The sequence below is a fragment of the Aureitalea marina genome (genome assembly GCF_002943755.1).
Classification (GTDB): domain Bacteria; phylum Bacteroidota; class Bacteroidia; order Flavobacteriales; family Flavobacteriaceae; genus Aureitalea; species Aureitalea marina.
Window position 1 is genome coordinate 2943723 of record NZ_MQUB01000001.1, and the last position, 24235, is coordinate 2967957.

Sequence of the window (24235 nt, forward strand, 5' to 3'; positions counted from 1 at the left end):
TTGCCTTGGCCGGTGCCTTTGCGATAAATATAAAGCAATTATGTTAATATTATTGTGCCTGAGGGTTTTTGGGGACAGTGGCCAAATCGTACATTTGTCTCTATGTTGAGCATCGATCCGGCTACTATTCCGACCCCGCAGTTACACGGTTATTTACTGGGCGCAGTTGCACCTCGTCCCATCTGTTTTGCCAGCACGGTCAGTAGTGATGGTCAGGTCAATCTCTCGCCTTTTAGTTTTTTCAATGTATTCAGTGCCAACCCTCCGGTGATGATCTTCTCCCCGGCCAGAAGGGTCAGGGACAACACCACCAAGCACACCTTGGAGAATGTTCAGGCTACAGGCGAGGTCGTGATCAACATAGTGAGCTACGATATGGTTCAGCAAATGAGCCTGTCCTCTACCGAGTATCCTCAGGGAGTGAACGAATTTGAGAAGGCCGGTTTTACCGAATTGCCTTCCGATCTGGTCCAGCCACCACGCGTTGCCGAAGCACCGGTTCAATTTGAATGCAAGGTAAACGAGGTGATTCCGCTTGGGGCGGAAGGAGGTGCGGGCAACTTGATCATAGCCCAGGTTGTCCGACTACATGTGAACGAAGGCATCCTCGATGAGCAGGGCAAGATTGATCCTGTCAAACTGGATCCGGTATCTCGGCTAGGTGGGAATTGGTATGGTCGGTCCAAACTAGGGCTATTCGAAGTACCAAAACCACTCAGGACTCTCGGGATAGGTGTAGATAGCCTGCCGGAATCTGTTAGGCAATCGACCATCTTGACTGGGAACGATCTGGGTAGGTTAGGCAATTTGGAAGCTTTGCCGGAAGTTGCGGCATCGGATATCAGTACCGAAAATATGAGCCTGGAAGATGTGCATAAAAAGGCCCAGTTGCTCATCGGTCAGGACAGGGTAGAAGAGGCACTGGCCTTATTGTTAAAAGAAGAAAATACGGAATAAATCAATTTATATGGAGATTCAGGGAAAGATCAAATTGATCAATGAGACCAAGACCTTTGGTAATAACGGATTCAGAAAACGCGAAATGGTGGTTACCACCGAAGAACAATATCCTCAGCACATACTGATCGAGTTTGTTCAGGACAAGGTCGATCTGTTGGACAGCTATCAGGTTGGGCAAGGAGTAAAAGTAAGCATAGACCTCAGAGGTCGCGAGTGGGTCAGCCCTCAGGGAGAGACCAAGTACTTCAATTCTGTGGTTGGATGGCGCATAGAAGCAGTAGGAGGAGAGGCTGGATCTGATTTGCCACCGGTGCCCCCTATGGATGCCTTTGAGCCCGCGACGGACCTGAACCCCGACGATCACGACGATCTGCCGTTTTAATCGGGTGTCCTAGCCGGTGTCGGTTACCCGAACAATAGAGACTATTTTCAGAAGGTTCTTGCCTTCACCCTTTGCCATTGCCGTGATCTTAACCTTGGTCACCATGGTGCTGGCCTATTTCTTTACTCCGGCCCCGGAAACCGGGAGCCAGTTCTCGGCTATTTTAACCTATTGGGAGAAGGGGATATGGAATAATGGCTTGCTGGTATTTGCTTACCAAATGATGCTCATACTGGTGCTCGGGCATATCCTGGTTCTGAGTAAACCGATGAATACCTTGATCACGGCGCTTACCGATAAGGTGCACAATACCTCCCAGGCAGTTGTCCTGGTCAGTATTTCCACCATGATGGTCGCCTTTTTTAACTGGGGGCTTGGCTTGATCTTCGGGGCTATCCTGGCCCGCAAAGTGGCAGAGGCCTCACAGCAACGCGGTTTTGCCATTAACTACCCCATGATCGGAGCTGCGGGTTATGCTGGGATGATGATCTGGCACGGAGGGATCAGTGGTTCTGCGCCTGCCAAGGTTGCGGAAACTGGTCACTTGGCGGGTTTTATGGAAGGAGTGGGAACCCAGGAGGCGGCTGTGCTTCCTGACCTCATTTCGTACAGTCAAACCGTTTTCAGTGGTTCCAATTTGCTTCTTTTTGGGCTTTTATTGGTGTTGATTCCCGCATTTTTGTGGTGGCTTTCCAAAAAGAGTAGCACCGCACCCACTTCGGTTCCAATTTATTCGGGATCTCAAGCGGACGACATGGGCGATGGTATTGTCCATGGTGCGGATAGGTCTCGTTGGTTGTGTATGGGTTTTGGAGTACTGGTGCTCATTGCCTTTGGGATTCGTTATGCCGAAGATCTGCAGGAACTGGCCATTACCCCCAATCTGCTTAACTTCTTTATGTTTGGGCTTGCCCTGATCTTGCACGGTAGTTTCAGGTCCTTTCTCAATGCCTTGGAAGAGGCGATCAGAGGGGCTTCGGGTATACTGATACAGTTCCCGCTATACTTCGGGATCATGGGGATTATGCGGGATAGTGGGATGATCGTGCAGATATCTGATTTTTTTGTTTCCATAGCTACTCCGGTCACTATGCCCATCTTTACCTTCTTCAGCGCTGGCTTGGTGAATTTATTCGTGCCGAGTGGAGGTGGTCAATGGGCTGTACAGGGACCCATCGTGGTGGAGTCTGCCCTGCAATTAGGAGTTCCTTTGCCCAAGGCCATTATGGCGCTTTCATATGGGGATCAGATCACCAATATGTTACAGCCTTTCTGGGCACTGCCATTATTGGGGATTACAAGGCTTAAGGCCAGGGAGATTTTGCCTTTTACCTTCCTGATGATGCTGGTTGGAATAGTGGTGTTTTTGCTAGGACTTTGGCTCCTGTAACAAATTAACCTCGCCGAAGCGAGGTTAGTTTGTGGTTAAGGTAACTTGTTTGACAAACTCAAAAAACAATGATGAACAAAATAGGTGTCAAAAAAGTTATTAAATATCTGAAAAAGTTGACGATTTACCAACAAAAATCGACCTTTTAACACTCAAAATGAGTCATTTTTCGTGTTTTTTCTTCAAAAACAACTGATTTTTCCATCCGTCGACCTGGCTAATAGTGAGGGTCTGTTGGCTGTGGGTGGAGACCTCAGTGTAGACAGGCTTAAATTGGCGTATCAATCCGGTATTTTCCCTTGGTTTTCACCAGGGGACCCAATCCTATGGTGGAGCCCTGATCCCAGGGCTGTTCTATTTCCGGACCGTCTCAAGGTGTCCAAGTCACTTAGAAGGACCATCAACAAGGGTCACTTTGAATTGAGAAGGAATACGGCCTTTGAAGAAGTTATCCGGCATTGTGCAACCATTCCAAGATCCGGGGAAGATGGCACCTGGATCACGGAAGAGATGATAAGAGCCTATTTGAAGCTACACCAGCAGGGTATGGCCAAGTCCTACGAGATCTGGAAGGAAGGTAAGTTAGTTGGCGGGCTATATGGGGTTGATCTGCCCCAGCAAAAAGTCTTCTGTGGGGAAAGCATGTTCAGCCTGGAAAGTGATGCATCAAAGGTGGCACTTTTCTATCTGGCACAGGAGTTGAAGGCAAAAGAATACAAGCTTATCGACTGCCAGATCATCAATGATCATCTGCTTAGCCTGGGGGTAGAGATCGTCCCTCGCACGGCCTTTATTAGCTATCTAAATGTTTGATAATCAGTATCAGACATTTCTCTCAATTTAAGTATCTTCGTGTACTCGATTAAACGACTATGAAAAAGAAATACTTCGCTCCATTGATCATTGCCCTGTTCGGCATGCTTAGTTTTAACACCTATGCCCAGGAGGTTCTGCCCAAGGGTTTGACCGATGTGGAAAAGGCCCTTATTCCTTCTTATCAGTTCCGATCGCTCAATCGGACTCCACCTCCAGCTTCTGCCGTGCGCGCTATGGCCGAGTGGGAAGAAGTAGAGTACCTGGTAATAACCTGGCAACCGAGTTTCCCCAATATTTTGAGACAGATCGTAGCAGCAGCGGTGAACGAATGTAATGTGATCATCGTGACCGAGAACGAATCCTCTGTCTCCAATTATTTGACTTCCAATGGGGTCGATATTAGCAATGTTCAGTTCCTGGACGTACCCTGGGACAGTATCTGGATCCGGGATTATGCCGCAAATACGGTTTATACTGAGGATGTTGGAGAACGTGCTTTGGTAGATTGGATCTACAATCGGCCGCGACCCAATGACGATGTAATACCATCGGCCCATGCCAACCTGTTGGGGCTTCCTATCTATATTACAGATTCAGGGACCAACGACCTGGTCAATACAGGGGGCAACTACATGAGCGATGGTCTAGGGAATGCCTTTGCATCAGAGCTGATCCTGGAGGAAAATGAAGCCGGCAACCCATACGGGGTTTCCGCCAAGACCGAAGAACAGATCGATGCCATTATGAACGAGTATATGGGGATAGAGAATTACATCAAAATGACCCCACTCCCATTTGACATCATCAACCACATCGACATGCATATGAAGCTGCTGGACGAGCAGACCTTGTTGGTGAGCCGTTATCCCAACGGAGTAGCAGATGGGCCACAGATCGAGGAGAATATCGATTATGTATTGAATAATTTCCAGTCTGCCTTCGGTACGCCATTCGATGTGAAATGGATAGATGCTCCGCCTAGTGCAGGGGGGAGTTATCCGGATACAGGCGGATACTACCGAAACTATACCAATGCCCTCTTTTTGAACAAGACCATTTTGATCCCTACCTATAGGCCGGAAGTTGATGGGCCCGCTTTGGAACAGTGGGAACAAATGATGCCTGGATACAATATCGTAGGGATTGATGTAGACAATCCAGAAGAGAACCTGATCTCCCTGGTTGGAGCCATTCACTGTATAACCCATACTATAGGGGTTGAAAACCCATTGTGGATCGTGCATCAGCCGGTAACAGAAGCTGCCGATGGCGAAACCGTAGAGCTCAATGCCATGATCAAGCACAACAGTGGGGTAGATGAGGCAGCGGTTTTTTACCGGGAAGCGGATGAGACCAATTGGTCGGAGATCTCCATGTCTTCTACCGGTGACGACAACTGGACCGCTGATCTTAGCATAGCTGCAGATAGTGACGATATCGAATATTACATCCATGCCCAAGCCAATTCCGGCAAGGAGATCAGCCGTCCGATCGTAGCACCTGAAGGGTATTGGACCATGACAACAGATCAACTCGGAACATCAGAATTGGCTGAAAGCCGTATTTCGGCGCCTTATCCCAATCCATCAACTGATCAGGTCAATTTCCGTCTTGGAAACCTGAACTCTCAGGTGCAGGTCAGGGTAAGCAATATGTTGGGTCAGATCTTACTGGAGACCCAATTGGATGGTAGCCAGGGAATATTCCAACTGCAACTACAACCATCCTGGAGTGGAGTACTGATGGTCTCTTTCGAAGGGGATTTCGGGCGGGTTACACGTCAGCTAATCAAGCGTTAGCCAGTAGGAATAGCATAGATAACCCGGGTATATAGAAAATAGCGCTGTATCAAACCCCTATTGTAACCCTCAGCCCTAAATTCAAAATTGAGTTGGAGCTTCCATTGTTTGTTCAATTCGTAACCTAGTGCGCCGGTAAACCGCTGATCCCATAACGGTCTTATGACAGATGCCGTAGTAAGTAGACTCTCGGTAGAGAAGATGGTGTAAAATTCTCCTGGGTCCAATCGCTCCCCACTCAAAGGAAAGTCCAGCGAAAGTTGGTATCTAAACCGGAATAAAGTAGTCGAAAAGCGAAACCGTTGGTCTGCCTGCAGCCTATTTCCCAAGCTAAATTTGCCAAATGAGATATCTAGGGCATAGGCTTCACTCAGGCGAAATTCATTCTCTGCCTGACGATCCGCTATCTGGTTGATGCGATACATACTGGTCATCCCGATATGACTTCTAAAGCCAGTCCTGTAATTGGCCTTAGCATCCCACTGGATGTGACTGCTGCTGATTTCTCCGTCAAATCTCCTCAGTTCAAAGTCAACTTGGGATCTGTAGGATATCCCCATATTGAAATTCCAATCTGGATTCAACTGGTAGTTTACATCTATTTCCGGTTGCCAGACGAAGGGATCAGATTGAGCTTGGATCAAAGTAGATAACAGCAAAAGAAAGAGGACTATAATCCTAGAATTTCTTGTAATCATAGGTCATTCCTTCTATGGCTCTTTTGCCGATCAGTTCCCCGGTTGGGCCAAAAGTGAGTTCATAATGTTTAGTGAGGCCTTCTTCCCTTACCGAGACCTCAAGTTCCAGGTTCTTAATCAGTCCTGGATCGCTTAGAAAAATCCTCTCCAATACATCATTACCATTTTCGGCCAAGGTGTATTGTTTTTGGACCCTGTCCGTTCGCCAACGTTTATAACCACTATCCAAATAGGCGGCGATCTTGGATCTAATTTCGGGGGAGATGGTCTTATATCTTATTAGAACTTCTACATCCAAAAGCTTACCAGTTGTGTCGAATTCGATACTGAACACCTTGTTTTCGGCCTTAAACTTGACCTCGTAACTGGTTTGCTGTCCGTCTTGTTCTATATAATATCGAACTTGCTCAGGGATCTCAGGATGCGTGTCCAACCATTGAAGTGCGGTTGCTGGGAATTGGGAGCGGTCAATCCGCTTTTCAAATTCCATCTTGGCTTGGGCTTGGCTCGAAAGACTGGTCAATAAAAACAAGAGTATCAGGAGACGAGTTCTTATCATAAGCCCTTAACTTCATTGTGCCTAAAACAACCAACCATGTGGTCATTGACCATCCCTGTTGCTTGCATGTGCGCGTAGACAACTGTAGTTCCGACAAACTTGAACCCTCTTTTCTTGAGATCTTTACTAATAGTGTCGCTCAGCGGAGTATTGGCTGGGACCTCTTTCATTTCCAGGAACTGATTCACGATGGGCTTACCCTCGGTAAAGCCCCAAAAATAGCTCGAGAAACTCCCAAACTCTTCCTGGGTCCGTATAAAGGCCTGGGCATTGCTCACTGCAGCGCGGACCTTTAATTTATTCCGGATGATCCCCGGATCTTCCAGTAACTGAGCGATTTTCTCCTCACCGTATTGGGCGATCTTTTGGTAGTCGAAATCGTCAAAGGCCCGGCGGAAATTCTCCCGTTTTCTCAGCACGGTGATCCAGCTTAGTCCGGCCTGGAAGGTCTCCATTAGTAGGAACTCGAACAAGGTCTGATCATCACGAACCGGGCTGCCCCATTCCTGGTCGTGATAGTCAACATAAAGCGGGTCCGTGCCACACCAGCTGCAGCGGATTGGTTCTTCGGAATTGCTCATGTTTCCAAGGTAGTAAGTTTTGTACTTTTTCACGACAGATACCCTATGAATATCACACAAGTAATTTCGACACAGCGAAGAGAAGAATTAGTTGCTCAGGCTTTGAATAATGCCATGAGCTCTAATGAATACCTGGAGTTATTTGAAAAACATGTTCAAAGTAACAGCAGTACCTATCCGGATGCTTCAGAATCTATGGCGCAGTACACCAAACTGAATTGGGCCAGGGCCAAACGGGTGGGAAAGACCCTGAAGATTCCACAGGAGATCAAAGAGAACTTCAGTGCCTACAATGCAGATCACAGTTGGTTGGTTATTACAGAGAGCTGGTGCGGTGACGCCGCACAGAGCATTCCTGTTATGCAGCGATTGCTGGAATTGTCTGATGATGCCCAGATCAAAATTGTACTGAGAGACCAACACCCGCAGCTGATGGATGCCTTTCTGTTTGATGGGACTCGCTCTATTCCCGTCCTGATCGTCGTGGATAATACAAGTGGTCAGATCGTTGGGAGCTGGGGGCCTCGACCTGGTGTGATCAATGAGCAGGTCAGAGAGTACAAGAAACAGCACGGTGGCCTGACAGCAGAGTTCAAGAAAGACCTGCAACGCTGGTACAATAAGGACAAGGGACTGACCACCATGCAAGATCTTAGCGAGCTGATCGCTTAATCTTGTCCTGGGAAGTTGTAACTGATGGTACCCAATTGTTTTTCCTTGGACAATTCTTTGCTAAAAATGCTGCGATGGGCATAGTCCAACGCACTATCGATCAAGCATTGATTGGTAGTGGTAGATAAGGTGGGATTGAATTTAGCATCCCGGATCTCACCTTTTCCGTCTACAACTATAGAGATAACTACCTTCCCAAAACCTTCACAGGTGTAGACCGGGTTGGGGAGTGCAACTGCACGTCTGTCCTTCAGCTGGTAGGAGAGTGTAGTATTGCGTTCATTGTTCTGGTCCTGGTAGCTTGGCTTAGAATTCTTCAGGTCTTGTTGAAGTTGTTTGACTTCATCAGCCCGATTGTCATAGTCTGCAGAACTGTTCTCAATGGCCTCGTTCATCTCGTTCAACATGGACTGGGTAGATTCGCTGATCTGCTGACGGTCGTTCTCGGCCTCTGCGATAAAACGTGCATCGGCATTGTAAGCGCGGTTGGTTCTGATGTCAGCCTTGGATGAACTGCTTTGCTGTTCCTCTTCTTCAATTTCCGGGATGTCGATGTACTCGATATCGTATTCTGCTACTTCTTCCTGCTCAGGATAGTCTCTCAACTTGATACTCACCAATAACAAGACCAGGTTGCCGACCAAGAGGCTGGCAATCAGAAAGGCTCTGTATGAGTAATTGAAGTTCATCTAATGAGCTAATATTCAGGGTTAAAGATCGTAAAAACTGTCCTTTGATTTCGGAAATAAGGAGATTAGGATTTCATTTTCTGTTCAAAATCTTCCAAATTCCAGGCATTCTCCACCTTGAAATCCCCAATACGGGTCCGTCGAAGGGACTGCAAATAAGCTCCGTTATCAAGAGCTTTGCCCAGGTCCCTTGCCAGGGATCGTATGTATGTACCCTTGCCACATTCGATCTCAAAATCGACCTGTGGCATATTGAAATGGGTCAGGTCAAACCGATGCACCTGTATGGTCCGCCAGGGGATCTCCACATCTTCCCCTTTCCGGGCATGTTCGTATAGTCTTTTTCCGTCCTTCTTAACAGCAGAAAATATGGGAGGTTGTTGTTGGATCTCTCCCACAAATGACGTAGCAGCTTCTTTGATGGTATCCTCATTTAGATGGTCCGTTGGAAAACGCTGGTCTATCTCAGTTTCCAGGTCGGCACTGGGGGTGGTGGCTCCCAAAACAAATGAACCTGTATAGGTCTTATCCTGCCCTTGGAACTCGGCTATCCTTTTAGTCATTTTCCCGGTACACAGGATCAGCAAGCCGGTGGCCAGGGGGTCCAATGTACCCGCATGACCAACCTTGATCTTTTTAAGGTCAAATCTCTTCCGGATCAACCATCGCACCTTGTTTACTACTTGAAAGGATGTCCAGTTAAGCGGCTTTTCTATCAGCAGTACCTGTCCCTCCAGGAATTGTTCTTTGCTCATATCCATAAACCGATGACAATGGATCCAATCCCGACCACCAGGCAGTAAATGGCAAATCCGGTGAGTTTGCTATTGCGCACCAGGCGGATCATCCAGTTACAAGCAACCAGTCCGGAAAGGAAAGCAGCTCCAAAACCAAGGATTAAAGGAAGTGTTTGTGAGGTCTCCGAGCTCAATGCTCCGTCCAGGATATCCTTCCCGATCTTTCCAAAGATCAAAGGGACTACCATCAGGAATGAGAATCGAGCAGCTTTCCCCTTGTCGTTCCCCAAGAGGACCGAGGTGGAAATGGTGGCTCCGCTACGGGATATGCCAGGTAATACAGCAACCGCTTGTGCTATCCCGATCACCAGGGCGTTTTTATAGGTCACCGGCTTTCCGGTGTTCTTGGCCTTGTCTGCAAAGGCCAGAAGGGCTGCAGTAACGATCAGCATAGCCCCGACAAAGACAATATTGCCGGAGAAAAGACTCTCCAATTCCTCTTCCAGAAACACCCCCACGAGGGCAGCAGGGATCATGGAGATCACGATCTTCAGTGAGAACCGGAAGGCCTCATTGTTTTTGAATTGCAACAAACCTGAAATAATTTCCACGATGTCCTTCCGGTAGATCACTATGGTGCTCAGGGCCGTTGCAAAGTGTACCACGACTGTGAACAGCAGGCTTTCTTGTGGCAGGGAATTATCCCCTAGCAGGGCCTTACCCAGTTCCAGATGGCCACTGGAGGATACGGGTAAGAATTCCGTCAGACCCTGGACAATACCCAGGATGATGGCGTCCAGACTATCCATTGGAAATTAGTTGGATTTTGGGTTCAGTAGTATGGCGTAGATCTCTATCCCAAACCCGATCAGTATCAGGGCAGGTGCCAGACGGATACGTCGCCAGGAATAGATCTCCGGGTTAAAGACGTTAGGGTCGTCACTGCCACCGCCTATCATCAGAATGAAACCCAGGGCAATGAAGCCGATCCCGATCAGCATGAACCGATAGTTCTTCTTTGAAAAAATGAAATTGGCCTGTTTAGCTGCTTCCTTGCGTTTTTTCTCTCCCATCCTTAGTCAAATTCGGTAAAAACAATACTTCCATCCAGCGTTAATTGCGCAATGTGGTTGGAGGTTCCGGCCATGGTTTTAGCCAAGTGCAAGTTAACCTTTTTATTCAAGAGTTTATCCTGTAATTGCGTCAGGTCCAGACCCTGTTCAAGGCCACGGTTGATATAGTAAAAATCTCCATTCGCCTCTGTAAATACGATATCGTAAGCTGATCCTTCGGTAATGGATTGAACCACGATCTGTTTCTGCTCACAATCCTCCGGTTGAGGATTGTGAATAATACAACTGCTGGCTGTCAAAGCCAACACCAACAAAGCGATTAGTGGTTTAATAGTAGAGCTCATCCGTACGCAGGTTCAAAAAGCGTTGTGTGGCAAAGAAGGTGCTAATCCAGGTTATGATAAAGCCCATGATCAGTATAAAACCGACCAATCCGGCCAGCATCGCCCTGTCTTCCGTAAAGCCTAGTTCCGGGAAACTCTGGTCCAGGTAGTACAGCACTCCTGCCATTCCGGCAATGGCCAGGGCAGCACCAATTAATCCCAATCGGATGCTTCTCCAGATAAAGGGACCTCGGATAAAGCGTTTGGTAGCGCCCACCATCTGCATGGTTTTAATGGTGAAGCGTTTGGCGTAAACCGACAAGCGGATAGAACTGTTGATGAGCAGCACCGCTATGAATAAAAAGACCCCGCTGAGTACCAATATCCAGAAGCTGATCTTTTTGATGTTGTCATTCAGTAAGGCGATCAGCGGTTTGTCGTAAACCACCTCGTCCACAAAGTCCTTGGTCATGATCTCCTCGGTAATGGTCTCCAGTATTTCCGGGGAGACAAAATCGGCCTTCAGATAGACATCAATACTGTTTTGCAGAGGATTGTACCCTAAAAAGTCCATAAAGTCTTCCCCTATATCAGCGCTGTGCGCTTCGGCGGCTTCTTCTTTGGAAATGTATTGGGTGCTTTTGGTGTATTCCGCCAGGGCCAGGCTTTGCTTTAGTTGGTTGATCTCTACCTCCTTGGCGCTGTCCTTCAGGTATACCGAAAGGGCGATCTGTTCCTTGAAATGATCGGCCACGTTCTTAGTATTCAATACCAGCAAACCCAGTAATCCGAGTAAAAAAAGTACCAAAGAAATACTGACCACGACCGAGATATAGGAGGAAAAGAGACGGCGGCGTTGATATTTTTCGAAAGATGAGGCCATAAGCGGGTGTGATGTGGTTAAAAATACAATGATTTTTCCTTCCGAACTTACTAACGTCTAAACTTTTGTCTTTCGTACAATAGGCTTAATTTTGCTCACTTGAAATTGGAGCGGGCATGAGCAAGTATCACTTTAACGAAATTGAGTCCAGGTGGCAGCAATACTGGGCTGATAACCAGACTTTCCGGGCAGAGAATCAGTCCGATAAACCCAAGTACTACGTACTGGATATGTTTCCTTATCCATCCGGTGCCGGTTTACACGTGGGCCACCCCCTGGGTTATATCGCCAGTGATATCTACGCACGCTACAAAAGGCATAAAGGCTTTAATGTCTTACATCCACAGGGATACGATTCCTTCGGTCTCCCAGCCGAGCAATATGCCATTCAAACCGGGCAACACCCGCGAAAGACCACCCAGGAGAATATAGCCCGGTATCGGGCGCAGCTGGATAAGATGGGCTTTTCCTTTGACTGGAGCCGGGAAGTCAGAACTTCAGATCCCGCTTACTACCGTTGGACCCAATGGATCTTCGGCCAGTTGTTCGAAAGTTGGTATGACAATACCCAGGACAAGGCCCGGCCCATCAGGGAGCTAATTGCCATTTTCGAAAAAAGTGGCAACCAGGAACTCGATGCATCTTGTGACGACGACACTCCGGCATTTGCCGCATCAGACTGGTCCGGATTCTCAGGCGAAAAGAAACAACAACTATTACTTAATTATCGCCTCACCTATTTGGCCGATACCGAAGTGAATTGGTGCCCGGAGTTGGGAACCGTTTTGGCCAACGATGAGGTGATCAACGGGCTTTCCGAACGTGGTGGTTTTCCGGTAGTTCGTAAGAAGATGCGCCAATGGAGTATGCGGATCTCCGCTTACGCCCAGCGTTTATTGGACGGATTGGCTACTATAGACTGGCCACAACCCCTTAAAGAGTCTCAGACCAATTGGATCGGGCGAAGCAAAGGAGCCAGTGTGACCTTCCAGGTAGAGGGATCGGATCAAACCATCGAGGTGTTCACTACCCGTCCGGATACCATCTTCGGGGTCAGTTTTATGACTCTGGCACCGGAACACGATCTGGTGGACCAGATCACAACTGAACAGCAAAAAGAAGCGATAGCCGCATACGTAGAGGCAACCTCGCGAAGAAGCGAACGGGAACGGATGGCCGATGTCAAGACCATCAGTGGTGAATTTACCGGGGCCTATGCCATTCATCCTTTTACCGAAGATCGCATCCCGATCTGGATAGGGGATTATGTGTTGGCGGGCTATGGAACCGGGGCAGTGATGTCCGTTCCTTGTGGAGACCAACGCGATTACGACTTCGCCAAGCATTTCGATATTCCGATCCCGAACATTTTTGAGGGTGTCGATATTTCTGAGGAAGCATTTGCGGACAAGGAGAACACGGTTATTGCCAATTCGGACTTTATCAATGGTCTGGGTTATGCCCAGGCATCGGCCAAGGTGATAGCAGCTTTGGAGGAGAAAGGACAGGGAGAAGGTCGAATCAACTACCGCTTGAGAGATGCTGTCTTTAGCCGTCAGCGCTATTGGGGAGAGCCATTCCCGATCTACTACAAGGATGGCCTGCCTCAACGGATAGAAGATCAGTATTTACCCTTGACCTTGCCGGATGTAGAAAAATATTTGCCCACAGAGGACGGGGACCCGCCCTTGGGCCGAGCCACGGTTTGGGCCTGGGATACAGAGAAAGGCGAAGTGGTCAGTAATGACCGGATCGATCATAAGACCGTATTCCCATTGGAATTGAACACCATGCCGGGATGGGCAGGCAGTAGTTGCTATATGTTCCGCTATATGGATGCTACCAACGATAAGGAGTTTGCCTCCCAGCAAGCCTTGAACTACTGGCAGCAGGTCGATCTGTATTTGGGAGGTAGTGAGCACGCCACCGGCCACCTGCTTTATAGCCGTTTCTGGACCAAGTTCATGTTTGATCGAGGGTATCTACCGGTGGATGAGCCGGCCAAGAAATTGATCAACCAGGGGATGATTCTGGGCGAAAGTGCTTTTGTCTATCGGGTGGAAGGTCAGAACAAGCTGGTCACAGCTTCCCAAAAGGAAAATTATAAGACTCAGCCCCTTCATGCCGATGTGTTCATGGTGAACACCTCCAACGAATTGGATATAGAGGCCTTCCGTAAATGGAGACCGGAGTTTGAGCAAGCGGAATTTATTACCGAAGATGACGGCTCCTTTAAGGTAAACAGGGAGGTAGAGAAGATGTCCAAGAGCAAGTACAATGTGGTCAATCCCGATCATATCTGCGAGCGGTACGGAGCCGACACCCTGCGCATGTATGAGATGTTCCTCGGGCCATTAGAGCAAGCCAAGCCTTGGAATACAGCCGGTATTACCGGAGTTCACAGCTTTTTAAAGAAATTCTGGAAACTCTATCACGGAGGGGTCGAAGGAAGCTTTGCGGTAAGCGATGAAAAGCCTTCAGCAGACAGCATGAAGACCCTCCACAAGACCATCAAAAAGGTGGAAGACGACATCGAGAATTTCAGCTTCAACACTACGGTATCCAACTTTATGATAGCCGTTAACGAACTGACCTCACAAAAGTGTTCCTCCAGAGCCGTGTTAAAACCTATGGTCGTCCTGATCTCACCTTACGCTCCTCACATTGCAGAGGAACTGTGGTCCAGACTAGGTCATGACGAATCTATTTCGACGGCGACTTTCCCTGTCTTTGATCAAAAACACCTGGTAGAAAGCACCAAGGCCTATCCGATCTCTTTCAATGGAAAGATGCGTTTTACCCTGGAATTGTCGCTGGATCTGTCCAAAGATGAGATAGAGTCGGCAGTTATGGCAGAAGAACGCACTCAGCAGTACTTGGATGGCCGCACACCAAAGAAGGTAATCGTAGTTCCCGGGAAGATCGTCAATATCGTCGGTTAATTGGCTTCTGGTGATGTCATCGAGATCATTGGGTTGATCGCAGCCGCGCTGACCACTTCCGGTTTTGTACCTCAAGTTTACAAGACCTGGCGAACCCGTGATGTAGGAGGCCTGTCATTTTGGATGTATCTGGCCCTCTTCAGCGGAACGGTACTGTGGTTGATCTATGGGATCTATACTGAAAGTCGCCCCATCATCCTGGCCAATATTGTGGCTTCCACGCTGACCTTCATCATGCTGGTGTTCATTTTCATAGGCAAGTTCAGAAGATAATTCCCGACGGTTTGTCAGATTGATCCATTCGGCCTTATTTTTGATATTCAATTAGCAAAAGCTTAGAATTATGATGGGATATTATCTGCTGGCCGGACTCATCTTCCTGGTAAGTTGGGGAGTCAGCAATCAACTGAAGACAAAATTCAAGAAATACTCCAAGATCCATTTGCGAAACGGATTATCGGGGAAAGAAGTGGCCGAGCGAATGCTGGCCGACAACAATATATTCGATGTGGATGTGATCTCGACTCCCGGGCAGCTGACCGATCACTACAACCCGGCTACCAAGACCGTCAATCTTTCTGAGGCGGTTTACAATCAACGGAATGCCGCCGCCGCTGCAGTGGCTGCTCACGAATGTGGGCATGCGGTACAACATGCGAACGCTTACTCCTGGCTACAGCTTCGGTCTAAGATCGTTCCGGCAGTGAGTATTTCCAGTAGACTGTCCAATTTTGTGATCATGGCCGGTATCATCCTTTCGGCCTCGGGTTCTTTATTAGGAAATACTGTATTTGTCATAGGCATCTTGCTATTTGCGATGACCACAGTCTTTGCCTTTATCACTTTGCCGGTAGAATTTGACGCCAGTAAGCGGGCTCTGGTTTGGTTGGAAGAAAAGAACATGGTGACCCAGGAAGAGTATGCCGGGGCAAAGGATGCCCTGAAATGGGCCGCCAGAACCTATGTGGTAGCCGCCCTTGGTTCGTTGGCCACCTTGGTTTACTTCATCATGATGTTCCTGGGGCGCAGGTAGATCAGCCTTCCGTATTGTTTGGGTTATATCCCAGGTAGGGCACAAAATTCTCATGGAAGGTTATGCCGTGTTGGGCCAGTTCTCTAAGTACTGGTTCGTAAACATCCTGGGTGATCGGGATCTGGACCCCATGGGTCAGCACTTTACCGTTCAGAATCAATAGAGCAGCAATTGCAACTGGTAAGCCGACCGTCTTGGCCATGGCAGTATAGGTTTGATCCTTCCCGATCAGGACCATATTGCTATCGATCTGTTTCCTTTCTCCATTGAGCTCGTACCCAAACTTGTGGTACATCACGATCATATCCTTGTCGTCTGCATCGAGGGTCCATTTGTCCATTAGGATCTTTTGAAGTCCTTGGGCCGGGGTGGCATTGGGGATGCCAATTCGTTTTTCGGAATTGAATAGGTCCAATTCGATCAGTTTACCCCACATCAGGTCGTCCTGGTCGATCTTCAGGTTGTGTCTCAGTTTGAGTTCGACAGAATCTGTAGGGGAATATGGCAAAAAGAGGTTGACAAAATCCCTGTAAGACAGGTTCTCGGAATGAGGAATGCTGTAACTATCATCGGTCATTCCCAATTGTACGAACATATTCCAGGCCTTGCTAAACCCTACCCTGCGGATGGTTCCCCGGTATAAGGTCAAAATATCTTGAAGGCCATAGATCTCCCTGTATTTCAAGGAATTTCTGTTGGCATAGGCTTCAAAGGTACCATGCCCTTCGATGTTCAGGAATTCCGTCCTTCTGAATAATCTGTGGTAAGGGATGTATTTGTAAGTGCCCTCCTGTATGAATTCGGCAGCTCCACCCTGACCGGCCAAGACTACATTTCGAGGGTTCCAAGTAAACTTATATGACCACAGGTTGTCGTCACTTTCCGGGGCTATCAAACCCCCTGTAAAGGATTCGAACAACAACATTTTACCGCCGTTGTTTCTGATGCGGTCAATCACTTGCATGGCGCTCATATGATCGATTCCGGGATCCAGACCCACTTCATTCATAAAGATGAGTCCTTTTTCCTTGGCTTCCTCATCAAGTGCCTTCATTTCTGGGCTCACATAAGAGGCTGTGACCATATGTTTGCCCAATTCCAGGCAGTCTTTTGCCGCTTCCATGTGAAAGCGAGCCGGCAGCATGGAGATGACCAGGTCACTCTTGCCAATTTGCTCCCTTCGCTGATCGGCCTGGAAGATATCCAGGTGAACGGCTTTTCCACGGGAATGACCTTGAAGCAAGTTCTGGGCAGATGTTGGATCCAAGTCACCAATGGTCAGAAAAAGATCTTCGCTTTCCGCTCTATCGAGCAGGTATTGGATGAGGTTAGTGGCAGAACGTCCTGCACCAATGATTAAAATGTTCCGCATCGATCCGAATTGGTTAAATTTATACGTAGAATTTTGTTGGACGAATGTACTAAAATGTCTGGGTAAGCATGAATAATTTAAGCACAAAAATTAGCACAACAGGGGCCATTTTGATGGCGCTTTCGATAGCCTTGGGCGCATTTGGAGCGCACGGTTTGGAGCGTATGGTCAATCCGCAAGCCCTGGATACGTTTGAGGTAGGTGTTCGCTATCAGGTATATCACAGTCTCGCTATAGTGGTTATTGGACTGAGCGGCCGGCTAAGTGATTCAGTAAAAAAACGAACTTTCATCCTTTGGATGCTTGGGGTGGTGCTGTTTTCCGGCTCCTTATATCTCTTAGCCACTTCGGAGGTGATCGGAGAGGATCTGAAATTTCTTGGCCCGGTTACACCCATTGGGGGTTTGGCTTTAATAGCTGGCTGGGGATATCTTGCATTTGGACTGTGGAAAAACCGGTGAATAAATGGGGTGGTCAGGGGTCCTATCTTGACTAGAATGTTTAATTTTACAGCCGTATCAATTTAATTTAAATGGTCGATCATAACACAACTACGAAATCGATTTCGTTAGCGTCTTACGGAATCCACGATGCGCAGGTCAATTATCAATGGACAGCACGTCAATTACACGATGAAACCATTAGAAAAGGTCTTGGAGTTGAGGCCAGTAGTGGAGCCCTGGCAATTAATACAGGGAAGTTTACAGGCCGATCTCCTATGGATCGCTTTATAGTTAAAGACGATATCACTTCCGACCGCGTTTGGTGGGGGGATATCAACATTCCATTCGATCCCGATAAGTTCGACAAACTGTACGAGAAGATTACGGCCTACTTGGGAGGTAAAGAGGTTTATGTCCGGGATTCATTTGCCTGTGCGGATGTGAACTACCGAACCAATATCCGAGTAGTGAACGAATACCCTTGGTCCAATTTATTTGTGTACAATATGTTCATTCGTCCGGAGGAAAGTGAACTAGAAGGATTTGAACCGGATTGGGTAGTGATCAATGCTCCGGGTTTTTTAGCAGATCCTGAAGTAGATGGAACCCGTCAGGGAAATTTTGCCATACTCAATTTTACCAGGAAAATGGCAATCGTTGGAGGTACAGGATATACGGGAGAGATCAAGAAAGGGATTTTCTCGGCCTTGAACTTCGAACTACCTGTATTCAAGAATACCCTGCCTATGCACTGTTCGGCCAATGTTGGTCAAAAAGGTGACTCTGCTATTTTCTTTGGTCTTTCCGGCACAGGTAAGACCACCTTGTCGGCAGATCCAGATCGGAAATTGATCGGGGACGATGAGCATGGATGGACCTCGGAAAATACGGTCTTTAACTTCGAAGGTGGTTGCTACGCCAAGGCTATCGACCTCACCGAAGAAAAAGAACCCGAGATCTATCGGGCTATCCGGTTTGGAGCCATTCTGGAAAATGTGATCATGGACGAGCAAGGAGTGGTCGATTTTACAGATTCCTCCATTACTCAGAATACACGGGTTAGTTATCCCCTGTACAATATTGATAATATCCAGGTGCCGTCTATCGGATTCAACCCCAAGAACATCTTCTTCCTAACAGCGGATGCTTTTGGCGTGTTACCTCCCATTTCCAAACTTACTCCCGGGCAGGCCGCATATCATTTCATCAGTGGCTACACTGCCAAGGTTGCTGGTACCGAAGAAGGAGTCAATGAACCTCAACCGAGTTTCTCGGCCTGTTTTGGTGCTCCATTTATGCCACTCCATCCAACCGAGTATGCTGAGATGCTGAGTAAGAAGATGCAAGATGCGGGAGTCAATGTCTGGTTGGTCAATACCGGCTGGACCGGTGGAGCTTACGGAGAGGGACGTCGAATGAAGCTGAAGTACACGCGTGCAATGATCTCTGCCGCCATGGAAGATCAATTAAATGATGTAGCTTACCGGGTTCATCCGATATTCGGACTAGCCATCCCACAAAGTTGCCCGGATGTACCGGATGAGGTGCTAAACCCTCGAGATACCTGGGCAGATGGGCAAGCTTATGATTTGAAGGCGCAAGAGCTAGCTAAGTCGTTCAAAGAGAACTTTGCGCAGTTTGAGTCTTACGCCAATGAGGAGATCATGGGTGGTGCTCCCAGGAGCTAGATTTATTTCATTAAAAAAAGAAAAGGGTTGGAACATTCCAACCCTTTTTTTATGCAGAGATTATTGTGTTTATTTCTTCCCATTGACCTTCTGGATGTATTTTTCCAGAGCCATGGTCATGGATGGTGTCTCTGGCGTAGGAGCCTGAATATCCACCCTTAATCCTTTTTCACCCGCTGCTTTGACCGTGGTGTTACCAAATACCGCAATGCGGGTATTGTTTTGTTCGAAGTCAGGGAAGTTTTCGAATAAGGACTGGATGCCACTTGGGCTAAAGAAAACCAGTATATCGTAATACACATTGCGAAGATCGCTCAGATCACTCACTACAGTCTTGTAGAATGTAGCTTGCTTCCAATTTACTCCAAGATCATTTAGTAGTACAGGAACCGTTGGTTTCAATTTGTCCGAAGATGGTAAAAGGAAGCTTTCGTTCTTGTATTTCTTGATCAGCGGCAGAAGCTCCTGGAAAGTTCGCTTGCCAACATAGATCTTACGTTTTCTGTAAACCACGTATTTCTGAAGGTAGTAAGCCACAGCTTCACTCTGGCAAAAGTATTTCATGGTATCCGGCACCTTGAATCTCAATTCCTCGGCAATCCTAAAGAAATGATCCACCGAATTACGGCTGGTCAGAACGATGGCCGTGTATTGGGTAAGATCGACCTTCTGAGAACGAACATCCTTACCGGTAACACCTTCCACATGGATAAAGGGTCGAAAATCTATTTTAACCTTTTGTTTTTCAATGAGATTGAAATAAGGTGAATTTTCAACCTTGGGCTCGGGTTGAGAAACCAAAATAGTTTTCACTTTCATAAGCTACGGTTGTTTGCCCCCTAAGCCAGTTGATAGTACGCGATGACATAGGGCGAAATTTCGAGTGTGCAAAGATACAAAATAAAATAGAAGGAGTTCTTGAAAATTACGCCAGAAATACTCCAGTATGTATAAATAAGCATGATGAGGTTCAGGACAATAACGAGCCCGACGATGATCAGCATGAGGAAGGAATCAGGTTGGAATGTGTAGCTAAAAAGTACAACCAACACGAAGAGCACGATGGACATCACATTGCGGTAGCTCAGTTTTCGGTAGAGATACTGATCGATCACTGTCCGGATATTGAAAACACGACCTACGGCTGTTTCCAGTAAGAATTTGACGATCACAAAGATCAAATAACCCCCGCAGATCTGCCAAAACAGGATATCAGGCCTTTGAAATTCCCGATTGGGATCAATGATCAAGGTATAATAGATAAAAAGAGAGACGGATATCGCTTGCACTCCGAATAACATCAGGTTGAAAGGATGGGCCAGCTGAATTTCCCGACCACCCAGGTGAAAGTACCTATCCGTGATAGGTAAGAGGAGTAACTGCCGGAACCGCCGGGGATAGAGATAAGCCGCCCAACTGACCAGCAACAAGGTAACCAGCAGGGCCAAGGTAAGCCAGTCGTTGGATATGGTATTTCTCAGTAGGTGTTCCACAGCTTGGTTTCGAATGTAAAATTAGCCCTAAAAAGAGCCTTTTAGCCCGAATCTATTGAATTTTTCTTCACATTTTTCAAACGAATTTTGGGTAACTTTGCCCAAAACCTAGCCTATGTCCAACGCCCTGGTGGTGGTCCCCACCTTTAACGAGGTGGAAAATATCGAACGTTTACTCCGCAACATTTTTTCCCTACAGCGTCAATTTGACGTCTTGGTGGTAGACGATGGTTCCCCGGACGGAACGGCTACGGTAGTCAAAGGACTGATGGAAAAGTGGCCCGACAGGCTCTTTATCCTGGAAAGGGAAGGAAAGCAGGGTCTGGGTACAGCTTATATATCCGGTTTTAAGTGGGCCCTGAAAAGGGATTACGAATATATATTCGAGATGGATGCTGATTTCTCCCACAATCCAAACGATCTGATCCGTTTGTACAATGCCTGTCACCGAGATGGGAATGACCTATCAATAGGGTCGAGGTACAAGACCGGGGTCAATGTGGTCAATTGGCCTATGAGTAGGGTGTTGCTTTCCTGGTTGGCCTCAAAATACGTCAGGCTGGTAACCGGTATGAACATTTACGACACCACGGCAGGTTTTGTCTGCTACAGACGAGTTGTACTAGAGACCATTCAATTGGATAAGATTCAGTTTGTAGGCTATGCCTTCCAGATCGAAATGAAGTTCAAAACCTATTTGCGGAAATTTCGGATCGTAGAGGTGCCTGTTATCTTTACAGACCGCACCAGAGGAGAGTCTAAGATGAGCAAGGGAATCATATCCGAAGCTATTTTTGGAGTGATCAGCATGAAAATAAAGAGTGTTTTTAAACGATACGAGATCTAAATGATACTGATAAAAGGAGCCAACATTATTAACGAAGAGAAGATCTTCCAGGCCGATGTGCTCATCGACGGCGATCGCATCCAAAAGATCGGTGAAGGGTTGTCAATTGACAGTGATGCCGGACAGGTGATCGACGCACACGGATTGTATCTAATACCGGGTATGATTGATGACCAGGTGCACTTTAGGGAACCCGGTTTAACACACAAGGCCAATATCGAAACAGAGTCCAGAGCGGCAGTAGCAGGCGGGATCACCAGTTTTATAGAGATGCCCAATACGAAACCTCAGGCAACCACGGTGGAAGAACTGGAGAAGAAATTTGAGCGTGCTGCAGAAACTTCCTGGGCCAATTACTCCTTTATGATGGGGACCACCAACGACAACCTACAGGAGATTCTCAAGGTAGACAAGCAAAAGGTGGCCGGGTTAAAGATATTCTTGGGCTCATCCACAGGTAATATGCTGGTGGACGATCCTGAAGTACTGGAAGAGATATTCCGTAAGACGGACCTGAGAATATCGGTTCACTGTGAAGATGAGGCGACTATTCTGGAGAATACCCGTCAGGCGATAGAACAGTACGGGGAGGATATACCGGTTCAACTGCATCCAGAGATCCGGAGTGCCGAAGCCTGTTATAAATCGTCTTCCAAAGCGATCGAACTTGCCAAGAAGACTGGCGCACGACTTCATGTTTTCCATTTGTCTAGCGCCAAAGAAATGGATCTGTTTGACAGTGATATCCCTTTGGAAGAAAAGAAGATCACGGCCGAAGTTTGTATTCATCACCTCTGGTTCAGCGAAGAGGATTACAAGGCCAAGGGCACGCATATCAAATGGAATCCAGCGGTTAAAAAGGCTTCAGATCGCAAGGTATTGTGGGAAGCCCTGTTGGACGACCGCATTGATGTGATTGCTACGGATCATGCCCCGCATACCTTGGAAGAAAAGGACAATGTCTATACCAAGGCGCCATCTGGTGGTCCTCTGGTGCAGCATGCATTGGTGGCCTTGTTGGAATGCCATCACCAGGGGAAGATCAGCCTGGAGCGTATTGTAAGAAAGGCTTGTCACAACCCGGCCATTATGTTTGAAATTGCAGACCGGGGCTTCATCAAAGAAGGCTACAAGGCAGACCTGGTCCTATTCGACCTAAACGCTCCCTGGGAGGTAAGTAAGGACAACGTGCTGTACAAATGTGGTTGGTCTCCATTTGAAGGAGAGACTTTTCAGGCAGCGGTGACCCATACCCTGATCAACGGAGAATTGGCTTATCAGAGGGGAGAATTCCCAAACAGAACCCATGGAGAAAGGCTGACATTTAACCGATGAATAAGAATATCTGGATAGTGCTTATTTTTCTGATCGGCTTGGGTTGTCAGCATATCGAACGGCCCAAGATGCCCGAAAATCTGATACCAAGGGATAAGATGATTAATATCCTGACCGATCTGTATATCAATAATGCGGCAAGAAGCGTCAATGTGCGTGTGCTGCGCAACAATGGTATTGTGCTGGATTCTCTTTTATATGTCAAGTACGATATCGACAGTCTGCAGTTCACCCGTTCCAATGCCTATTACACCTCAGACCTGGATAATTATAACAGTATGTTCGAAGAGATCGAGCAACGACTAGTGGCTATGAAATCCCGCTATGACAGCCTGGCCAAAGACCGGTCTGGTGGAAGCACCAATATGGATTCTGTGGTGAGGGCTCAGCGCATCAACCAGCAAAGAGGAGGACGACAACTTGTGGAACCAGCCTCTACCAAAGTAGATCAGGATTCCTTGGAGTAATCAGAAGCAAGCCTCTGGACGGTTTCCGACAAAGGTCGAAACTTAAAGCCCATATCGTCTTTGATCTTTTCTGAAGAGTAATACGCCCTTCGACAAAGAGATCGTACGCTGTCTTTAAAAAGTGTTTGTTTTCTGCCCAGGATCAATGCACTTAGATAGTCCAAGGATCTGAAAAAGTTGAGCAATCCCTTTCCGGCTCTACGCTTTGGAACTTTAGCTCCCAATTTAGAGGCGAAATTCTCGATCAGTTGTTTGTAGGTCAAATTATGACCAACCAAGATATATCGTTCAGCTTCTTTTGAGGATTTTGTCAGAAGTATCATGACATCCACTACGTCCAATACATCGACAAATCCCACACCCCCATCAGTGTAAAAGGGTAAGCCCTTGGCTATGCCACTAACTATGCTTCCACTGCCTTTGTCCCAATAACCGGCCCCAGAATTACCCCTGGGTTCACAATGACGACAGATAATCCCTCCTGGCTGGCTCTCCAGACCTCCATTTCCGCATTGTGTTTAGTGATCGCATAGACGTTGTTTTCCTCTTCCCAACTCCAGGGTGTCTCTTCTGTCGCTATTTGTTCTCCGATAGATGTGCCAATCGTGGCGATCGAGCTGACATAACAAAATCGTTTCACCCCATGGTCCAAGGCTAAATTGACCATGTTGGCTGTTGCCTCTACATTGGATTTCTTCAGTTTTTGAAAGTTTCGGGGGTTGAAGTTCACATAGGCAGCGCAATGGTAAACAGTTTCTATCCCATTAAAGGCTTTCTCCAGGGCCGAGATATCGGTGAGATCGGCTTCAATCCACTCAATTTTATCATAGAGTAATTGTGGATTGTCCGTGAAATAAGAAAAAACGGTGAGCAGGGAACTTCGATCACTGGATTTCCTGTGGGTAGCTCGGATGGTTTCCTGCTGTTGTAGCAGGGAATAGATCAGGTGACTGCCAACCAGTCCTGTAGCTCCCGTGACCAGTATCATAGTGCGAATGTACTCTTTTTTGACTTAGTCTTTTATCTTTTACAACCAAGGTCTATCTTTGCCGT

28 protein-coding genes are annotated in these 24235 nt (G+C 47.3%); 14 read left to right on the forward strand and 14 right to left on the reverse strand.

Annotated elements, in window-relative coordinates; translation table 11 throughout:
* Positions 1 to 102: 102 nt before the first annotated feature.
* The 5 genes from BST85_RS13565 to BST85_RS13585 all read left to right on the forward strand — a co-directional run bounded on the left by BST85_RS13565 (position 103) and on the right by BST85_RS13585 (position 5347).
* The gene (locus BST85_RS13565; RefSeq protein ID WP_104813756.1) at positions 103 to 957 is read left to right on the forward strand and encodes a flavin reductase family protein; all 855 of its coding nucleotides are present in this window, start codon (positions 103 to 105) and stop codon (positions 955 to 957) included.
* 10 nt (positions 958 to 967) lie between these two features.
* Positions 968 to 1342, forward strand: coding sequence for a DUF3127 domain-containing protein (locus BST85_RS13570; RefSeq protein ID WP_104813757.1), 375 nt, complete (start codon positions 968 to 970; stop codon positions 1340 to 1342).
* Positions 1343 to 1358: 16 nt separating this feature from the next.
* Positions 1359 to 2732, forward strand: coding sequence for a short-chain fatty acid transporter (locus BST85_RS13575; RefSeq protein WP_104813758.1), 1374 nt, complete (start codon positions 1359 to 1361; stop codon positions 2730 to 2732).
* Between the two features lie 171 nt (positions 2733 to 2903).
* Positions 2904 to 3545 (forward strand): leucyl/phenylalanyl-tRNA--protein transferase, encoded by a 642-nt coding sequence (gene aat, locus BST85_RS13580; RefSeq protein ID WP_104813759.1) that lies wholly within the window; start codon positions 2904 to 2906, stop codon positions 3543 to 3545.
* Positions 3546 to 3604: 59 nt separating this feature from the next.
* Positions 3605 to 5347 (forward strand): agmatine deiminase family protein, encoded by a 1743-nt coding sequence (locus BST85_RS13585; RefSeq protein WP_104813760.1) that lies wholly within the window; start codon positions 3605 to 3607, stop codon positions 5345 to 5347.
* On the opposite strand, the gene BST85_RS13590 is transcribed toward BST85_RS13585, so the two are convergent.
* Genes BST85_RS13590 through BST85_RS13600 form a run of 3 tightly spaced genes read right to left on the reverse strand, consistent with a single transcriptional unit; the run spans position 5344 to position 7185 of the window.
* Positions 5344 to 6006 carry a DUF2490 domain-containing protein gene (locus tag BST85_RS13590; protein ID WP_181040031.1) on the reverse strand — a complete coding sequence of 221 codons (663 nt, stop codon included), beginning with the start codon at positions 6004 to 6006 and terminating at the stop codon, positions 5344 to 5346. The two genes, BST85_RS13585 and BST85_RS13590, sit on opposite strands and share 4 nt — an antisense overlap.
* A 19-nt stretch (positions 6007 to 6025) precedes the next feature.
* Positions 6026 to 6604 (reverse strand): hypothetical protein, encoded by a 579-nt coding sequence (locus BST85_RS13595; RefSeq protein WP_104813762.1) that lies wholly within the window; start codon positions 6602 to 6604, stop codon positions 6026 to 6028.
* Positions 6601 to 7185, reverse strand: coding sequence for a DNA-3-methyladenine glycosylase I (locus BST85_RS13600; RefSeq protein ID WP_104814019.1), 585 nt, complete (start codon positions 7183 to 7185; stop codon positions 6601 to 6603). The genes BST85_RS13595 and BST85_RS13600 overlap by 4 nt, the downstream gene beginning before the upstream one ends.
* Before the next feature lie 45 nt (positions 7186 to 7230).
* Here BST85_RS13600 and BST85_RS13605 point away from each other — a divergent pair, with 45 nt between their 5' ends.
* The gene (locus tag BST85_RS13605; protein WP_104813763.1) at positions 7231 to 7857 is read left to right on the forward strand and encodes a thioredoxin family protein; all 627 of its coding nucleotides are present in this window, start codon (positions 7231 to 7233) and stop codon (positions 7855 to 7857) included.
* Here BST85_RS13605 and BST85_RS13610 read toward each other — a convergent pair.
* From BST85_RS13610 to BST85_RS13635, 6 genes are all read right to left on the reverse strand, one after another.
* Positions 7854 to 8546, reverse strand: a complete 693-nt coding sequence (locus BST85_RS13610) for a hypothetical protein (protein WP_104813764.1) — start codon at positions 8544 to 8546, stop codon at positions 7854 to 7856. The two genes, BST85_RS13605 and BST85_RS13610, sit on opposite strands and share 4 nt — an antisense overlap.
* 65 nt (positions 8547 to 8611) lie before the next feature.
* Positions 8612 to 9307 carry a tRNA pseudouridine(55) synthase TruB gene (truB, locus tag BST85_RS13615; RefSeq protein WP_104813765.1) on the reverse strand — a complete coding sequence of 232 codons (696 nt, stop codon included), beginning with the start codon at positions 9305 to 9307 and terminating at the stop codon, positions 8612 to 8614.
* Positions 9298 to 10092, reverse strand: coding sequence for an undecaprenyl-diphosphate phosphatase (locus tag BST85_RS13620; RefSeq protein WP_104813766.1), 795 nt, complete (start codon positions 10090 to 10092; stop codon positions 9298 to 9300). The genes truB and BST85_RS13620 overlap by 10 nt, the downstream gene beginning before the upstream one ends.
* 6 nt (positions 10093 to 10098) lie before the next feature.
* On the reverse strand, positions 10099 to 10356 hold the full coding sequence (locus BST85_RS13625; protein ID WP_104813767.1) for a DUF3098 domain-containing protein: 258 nt from the start codon (positions 10354 to 10356) through the stop codon (positions 10099 to 10101).
* A gap of 2 nt (positions 10357 to 10358) precedes the next feature.
* Positions 10359 to 10700: a hypothetical protein gene (locus BST85_RS13630; protein ID WP_104813768.1), complete on the reverse strand. Its 342-nt coding sequence runs from the start codon at positions 10698 to 10700 to the stop codon at positions 10359 to 10361.
* Positions 10684 to 11562, reverse strand: coding sequence for a cell division protein FtsX (locus BST85_RS13635; protein ID WP_104813769.1), 879 nt, complete (start codon positions 11560 to 11562; stop codon positions 10684 to 10686). Before BST85_RS13635 ends, BST85_RS13630 begins: the two co-directional genes overlap by 17 nt.
* A 116-nt stretch (positions 11563 to 11678) precedes the next feature.
* On the opposite strand from BST85_RS13635, the gene leuS reads away from it, so the two are divergent.
* From leuS to BST85_RS13650, 3 genes are all read left to right on the forward strand, one after another.
* Positions 11679 to 14504 carry a leucine--tRNA ligase gene (gene leuS, locus BST85_RS13640; RefSeq protein WP_104813770.1) on the forward strand — a complete coding sequence of 942 codons (2826 nt, stop codon included), beginning with the start codon at positions 11679 to 11681 and terminating at the stop codon, positions 14502 to 14504.
* Entirely contained in the window at positions 14505 to 14777 is a 273-nt protein-coding gene (locus tag BST85_RS13645) for a SemiSWEET family sugar transporter (protein WP_104813771.1), read from the forward strand.
* A 70-nt stretch (positions 14778 to 14847) separates the two neighbouring features.
* Positions 14848 to 15537: a zinc metallopeptidase gene (locus BST85_RS13650; protein WP_104813772.1), complete on the forward strand. Its 690-nt coding sequence runs from the start codon at positions 14848 to 14850 to the stop codon at positions 15535 to 15537.
* A 1-nt stretch (position 15538) separates the two neighbouring features.
* On the opposite strand, the gene BST85_RS13655 is transcribed toward BST85_RS13650, so the two are convergent.
* Positions 15539 to 16909 (reverse strand): saccharopine dehydrogenase family protein, encoded by a 1371-nt coding sequence (locus BST85_RS13655; protein WP_104813773.1) that lies wholly within the window; start codon positions 16907 to 16909, stop codon positions 15539 to 15541.
* A 68-nt stretch (positions 16910 to 16977) separates the two neighbouring features.
* Here BST85_RS13655 and BST85_RS13660 point away from each other — a divergent pair, with 68 nt between their 5' ends.
* Both BST85_RS13660 and pckA read left to right on the forward strand, forming a co-directional pair.
* Entirely contained in the window at positions 16978 to 17370 is a 393-nt protein-coding gene (locus BST85_RS13660) for a DUF423 domain-containing protein (protein ID WP_104813774.1), read from the forward strand.
* A 71-nt stretch (positions 17371 to 17441) separates the two neighbouring features.
* Positions 17442 to 19040 (forward strand): phosphoenolpyruvate carboxykinase (ATP), encoded by a 1599-nt coding sequence (gene pckA, locus BST85_RS13665; protein WP_104813775.1) that lies wholly within the window; start codon positions 17442 to 17444, stop codon positions 19038 to 19040.
* Positions 19041 to 19109: 69 nt separating this feature from the next.
* Here pckA and BST85_RS13670 read toward each other — a convergent pair whose 3' ends face one another.
* Complete coding sequence (locus tag BST85_RS13670) at positions 19110 to 19859, reverse strand: uroporphyrinogen-III synthase (RefSeq protein WP_104813776.1); 750 nt, start codon at positions 19857 to 19859, stop codon at positions 19110 to 19112.
* 20 nt (positions 19860 to 19879) lie between these two features.
* Positions 19880 to 20533: a DUF4271 domain-containing protein gene (locus BST85_RS13675; RefSeq protein WP_181040032.1), complete on the reverse strand. Its 654-nt coding sequence runs from the start codon at positions 20531 to 20533 to the stop codon at positions 19880 to 19882.
* A 115-nt stretch (positions 20534 to 20648) separates the two neighbouring features.
* Between BST85_RS13675 and BST85_RS13680 the strand changes: the two genes are divergently transcribed.
* Genes BST85_RS13680 through BST85_RS13690 form a run of 3 tightly spaced genes read left to right on the forward strand, consistent with a single transcriptional unit; the run spans position 20649 to position 23182 of the window.
* Complete coding sequence (locus tag BST85_RS13680) at positions 20649 to 21380, forward strand: polyprenol monophosphomannose synthase (protein ID WP_104813778.1); 732 nt, start codon at positions 20649 to 20651, stop codon at positions 21378 to 21380.
* The gene (locus tag BST85_RS13685) at positions 21381 to 22715 is read left to right on the forward strand and encodes a dihydroorotase (RefSeq protein WP_104813779.1); all 1335 of its coding nucleotides are present in this window, start codon (positions 21381 to 21383) and stop codon (positions 22713 to 22715) included.
* Positions 22712 to 23182, forward strand: a complete 471-nt coding sequence (locus BST85_RS13690; RefSeq protein WP_104813780.1) for a DUF4296 domain-containing protein — start codon at positions 22712 to 22714, stop codon at positions 23180 to 23182. The genes BST85_RS13685 and BST85_RS13690 overlap by 4 nt, the downstream gene beginning before the upstream one ends.
* On the opposite strand, the gene BST85_RS13695 is transcribed toward BST85_RS13690, so the two are convergent.
* The gene (locus BST85_RS13695; protein WP_104813781.1) at positions 23164 to 23541 is read right to left on the reverse strand and encodes a Rossmann-fold NAD(P)-binding domain-containing protein; all 378 of its coding nucleotides are present in this window, start codon (positions 23539 to 23541) and stop codon (positions 23164 to 23166) included. The two genes, BST85_RS13690 and BST85_RS13695, sit on opposite strands and share 19 nt — an antisense overlap.
* A 44-nt stretch (positions 23542 to 23585) precedes the next feature.
* Positions 23586 to 24170 (reverse strand): NAD-dependent epimerase/dehydratase family protein, encoded by a 585-nt coding sequence (locus BST85_RS13700; RefSeq protein ID WP_104813782.1) that lies wholly within the window; start codon positions 24168 to 24170, stop codon positions 23586 to 23588.
* Positions 24171 to 24235: the final 65 nt, after the last annotated feature.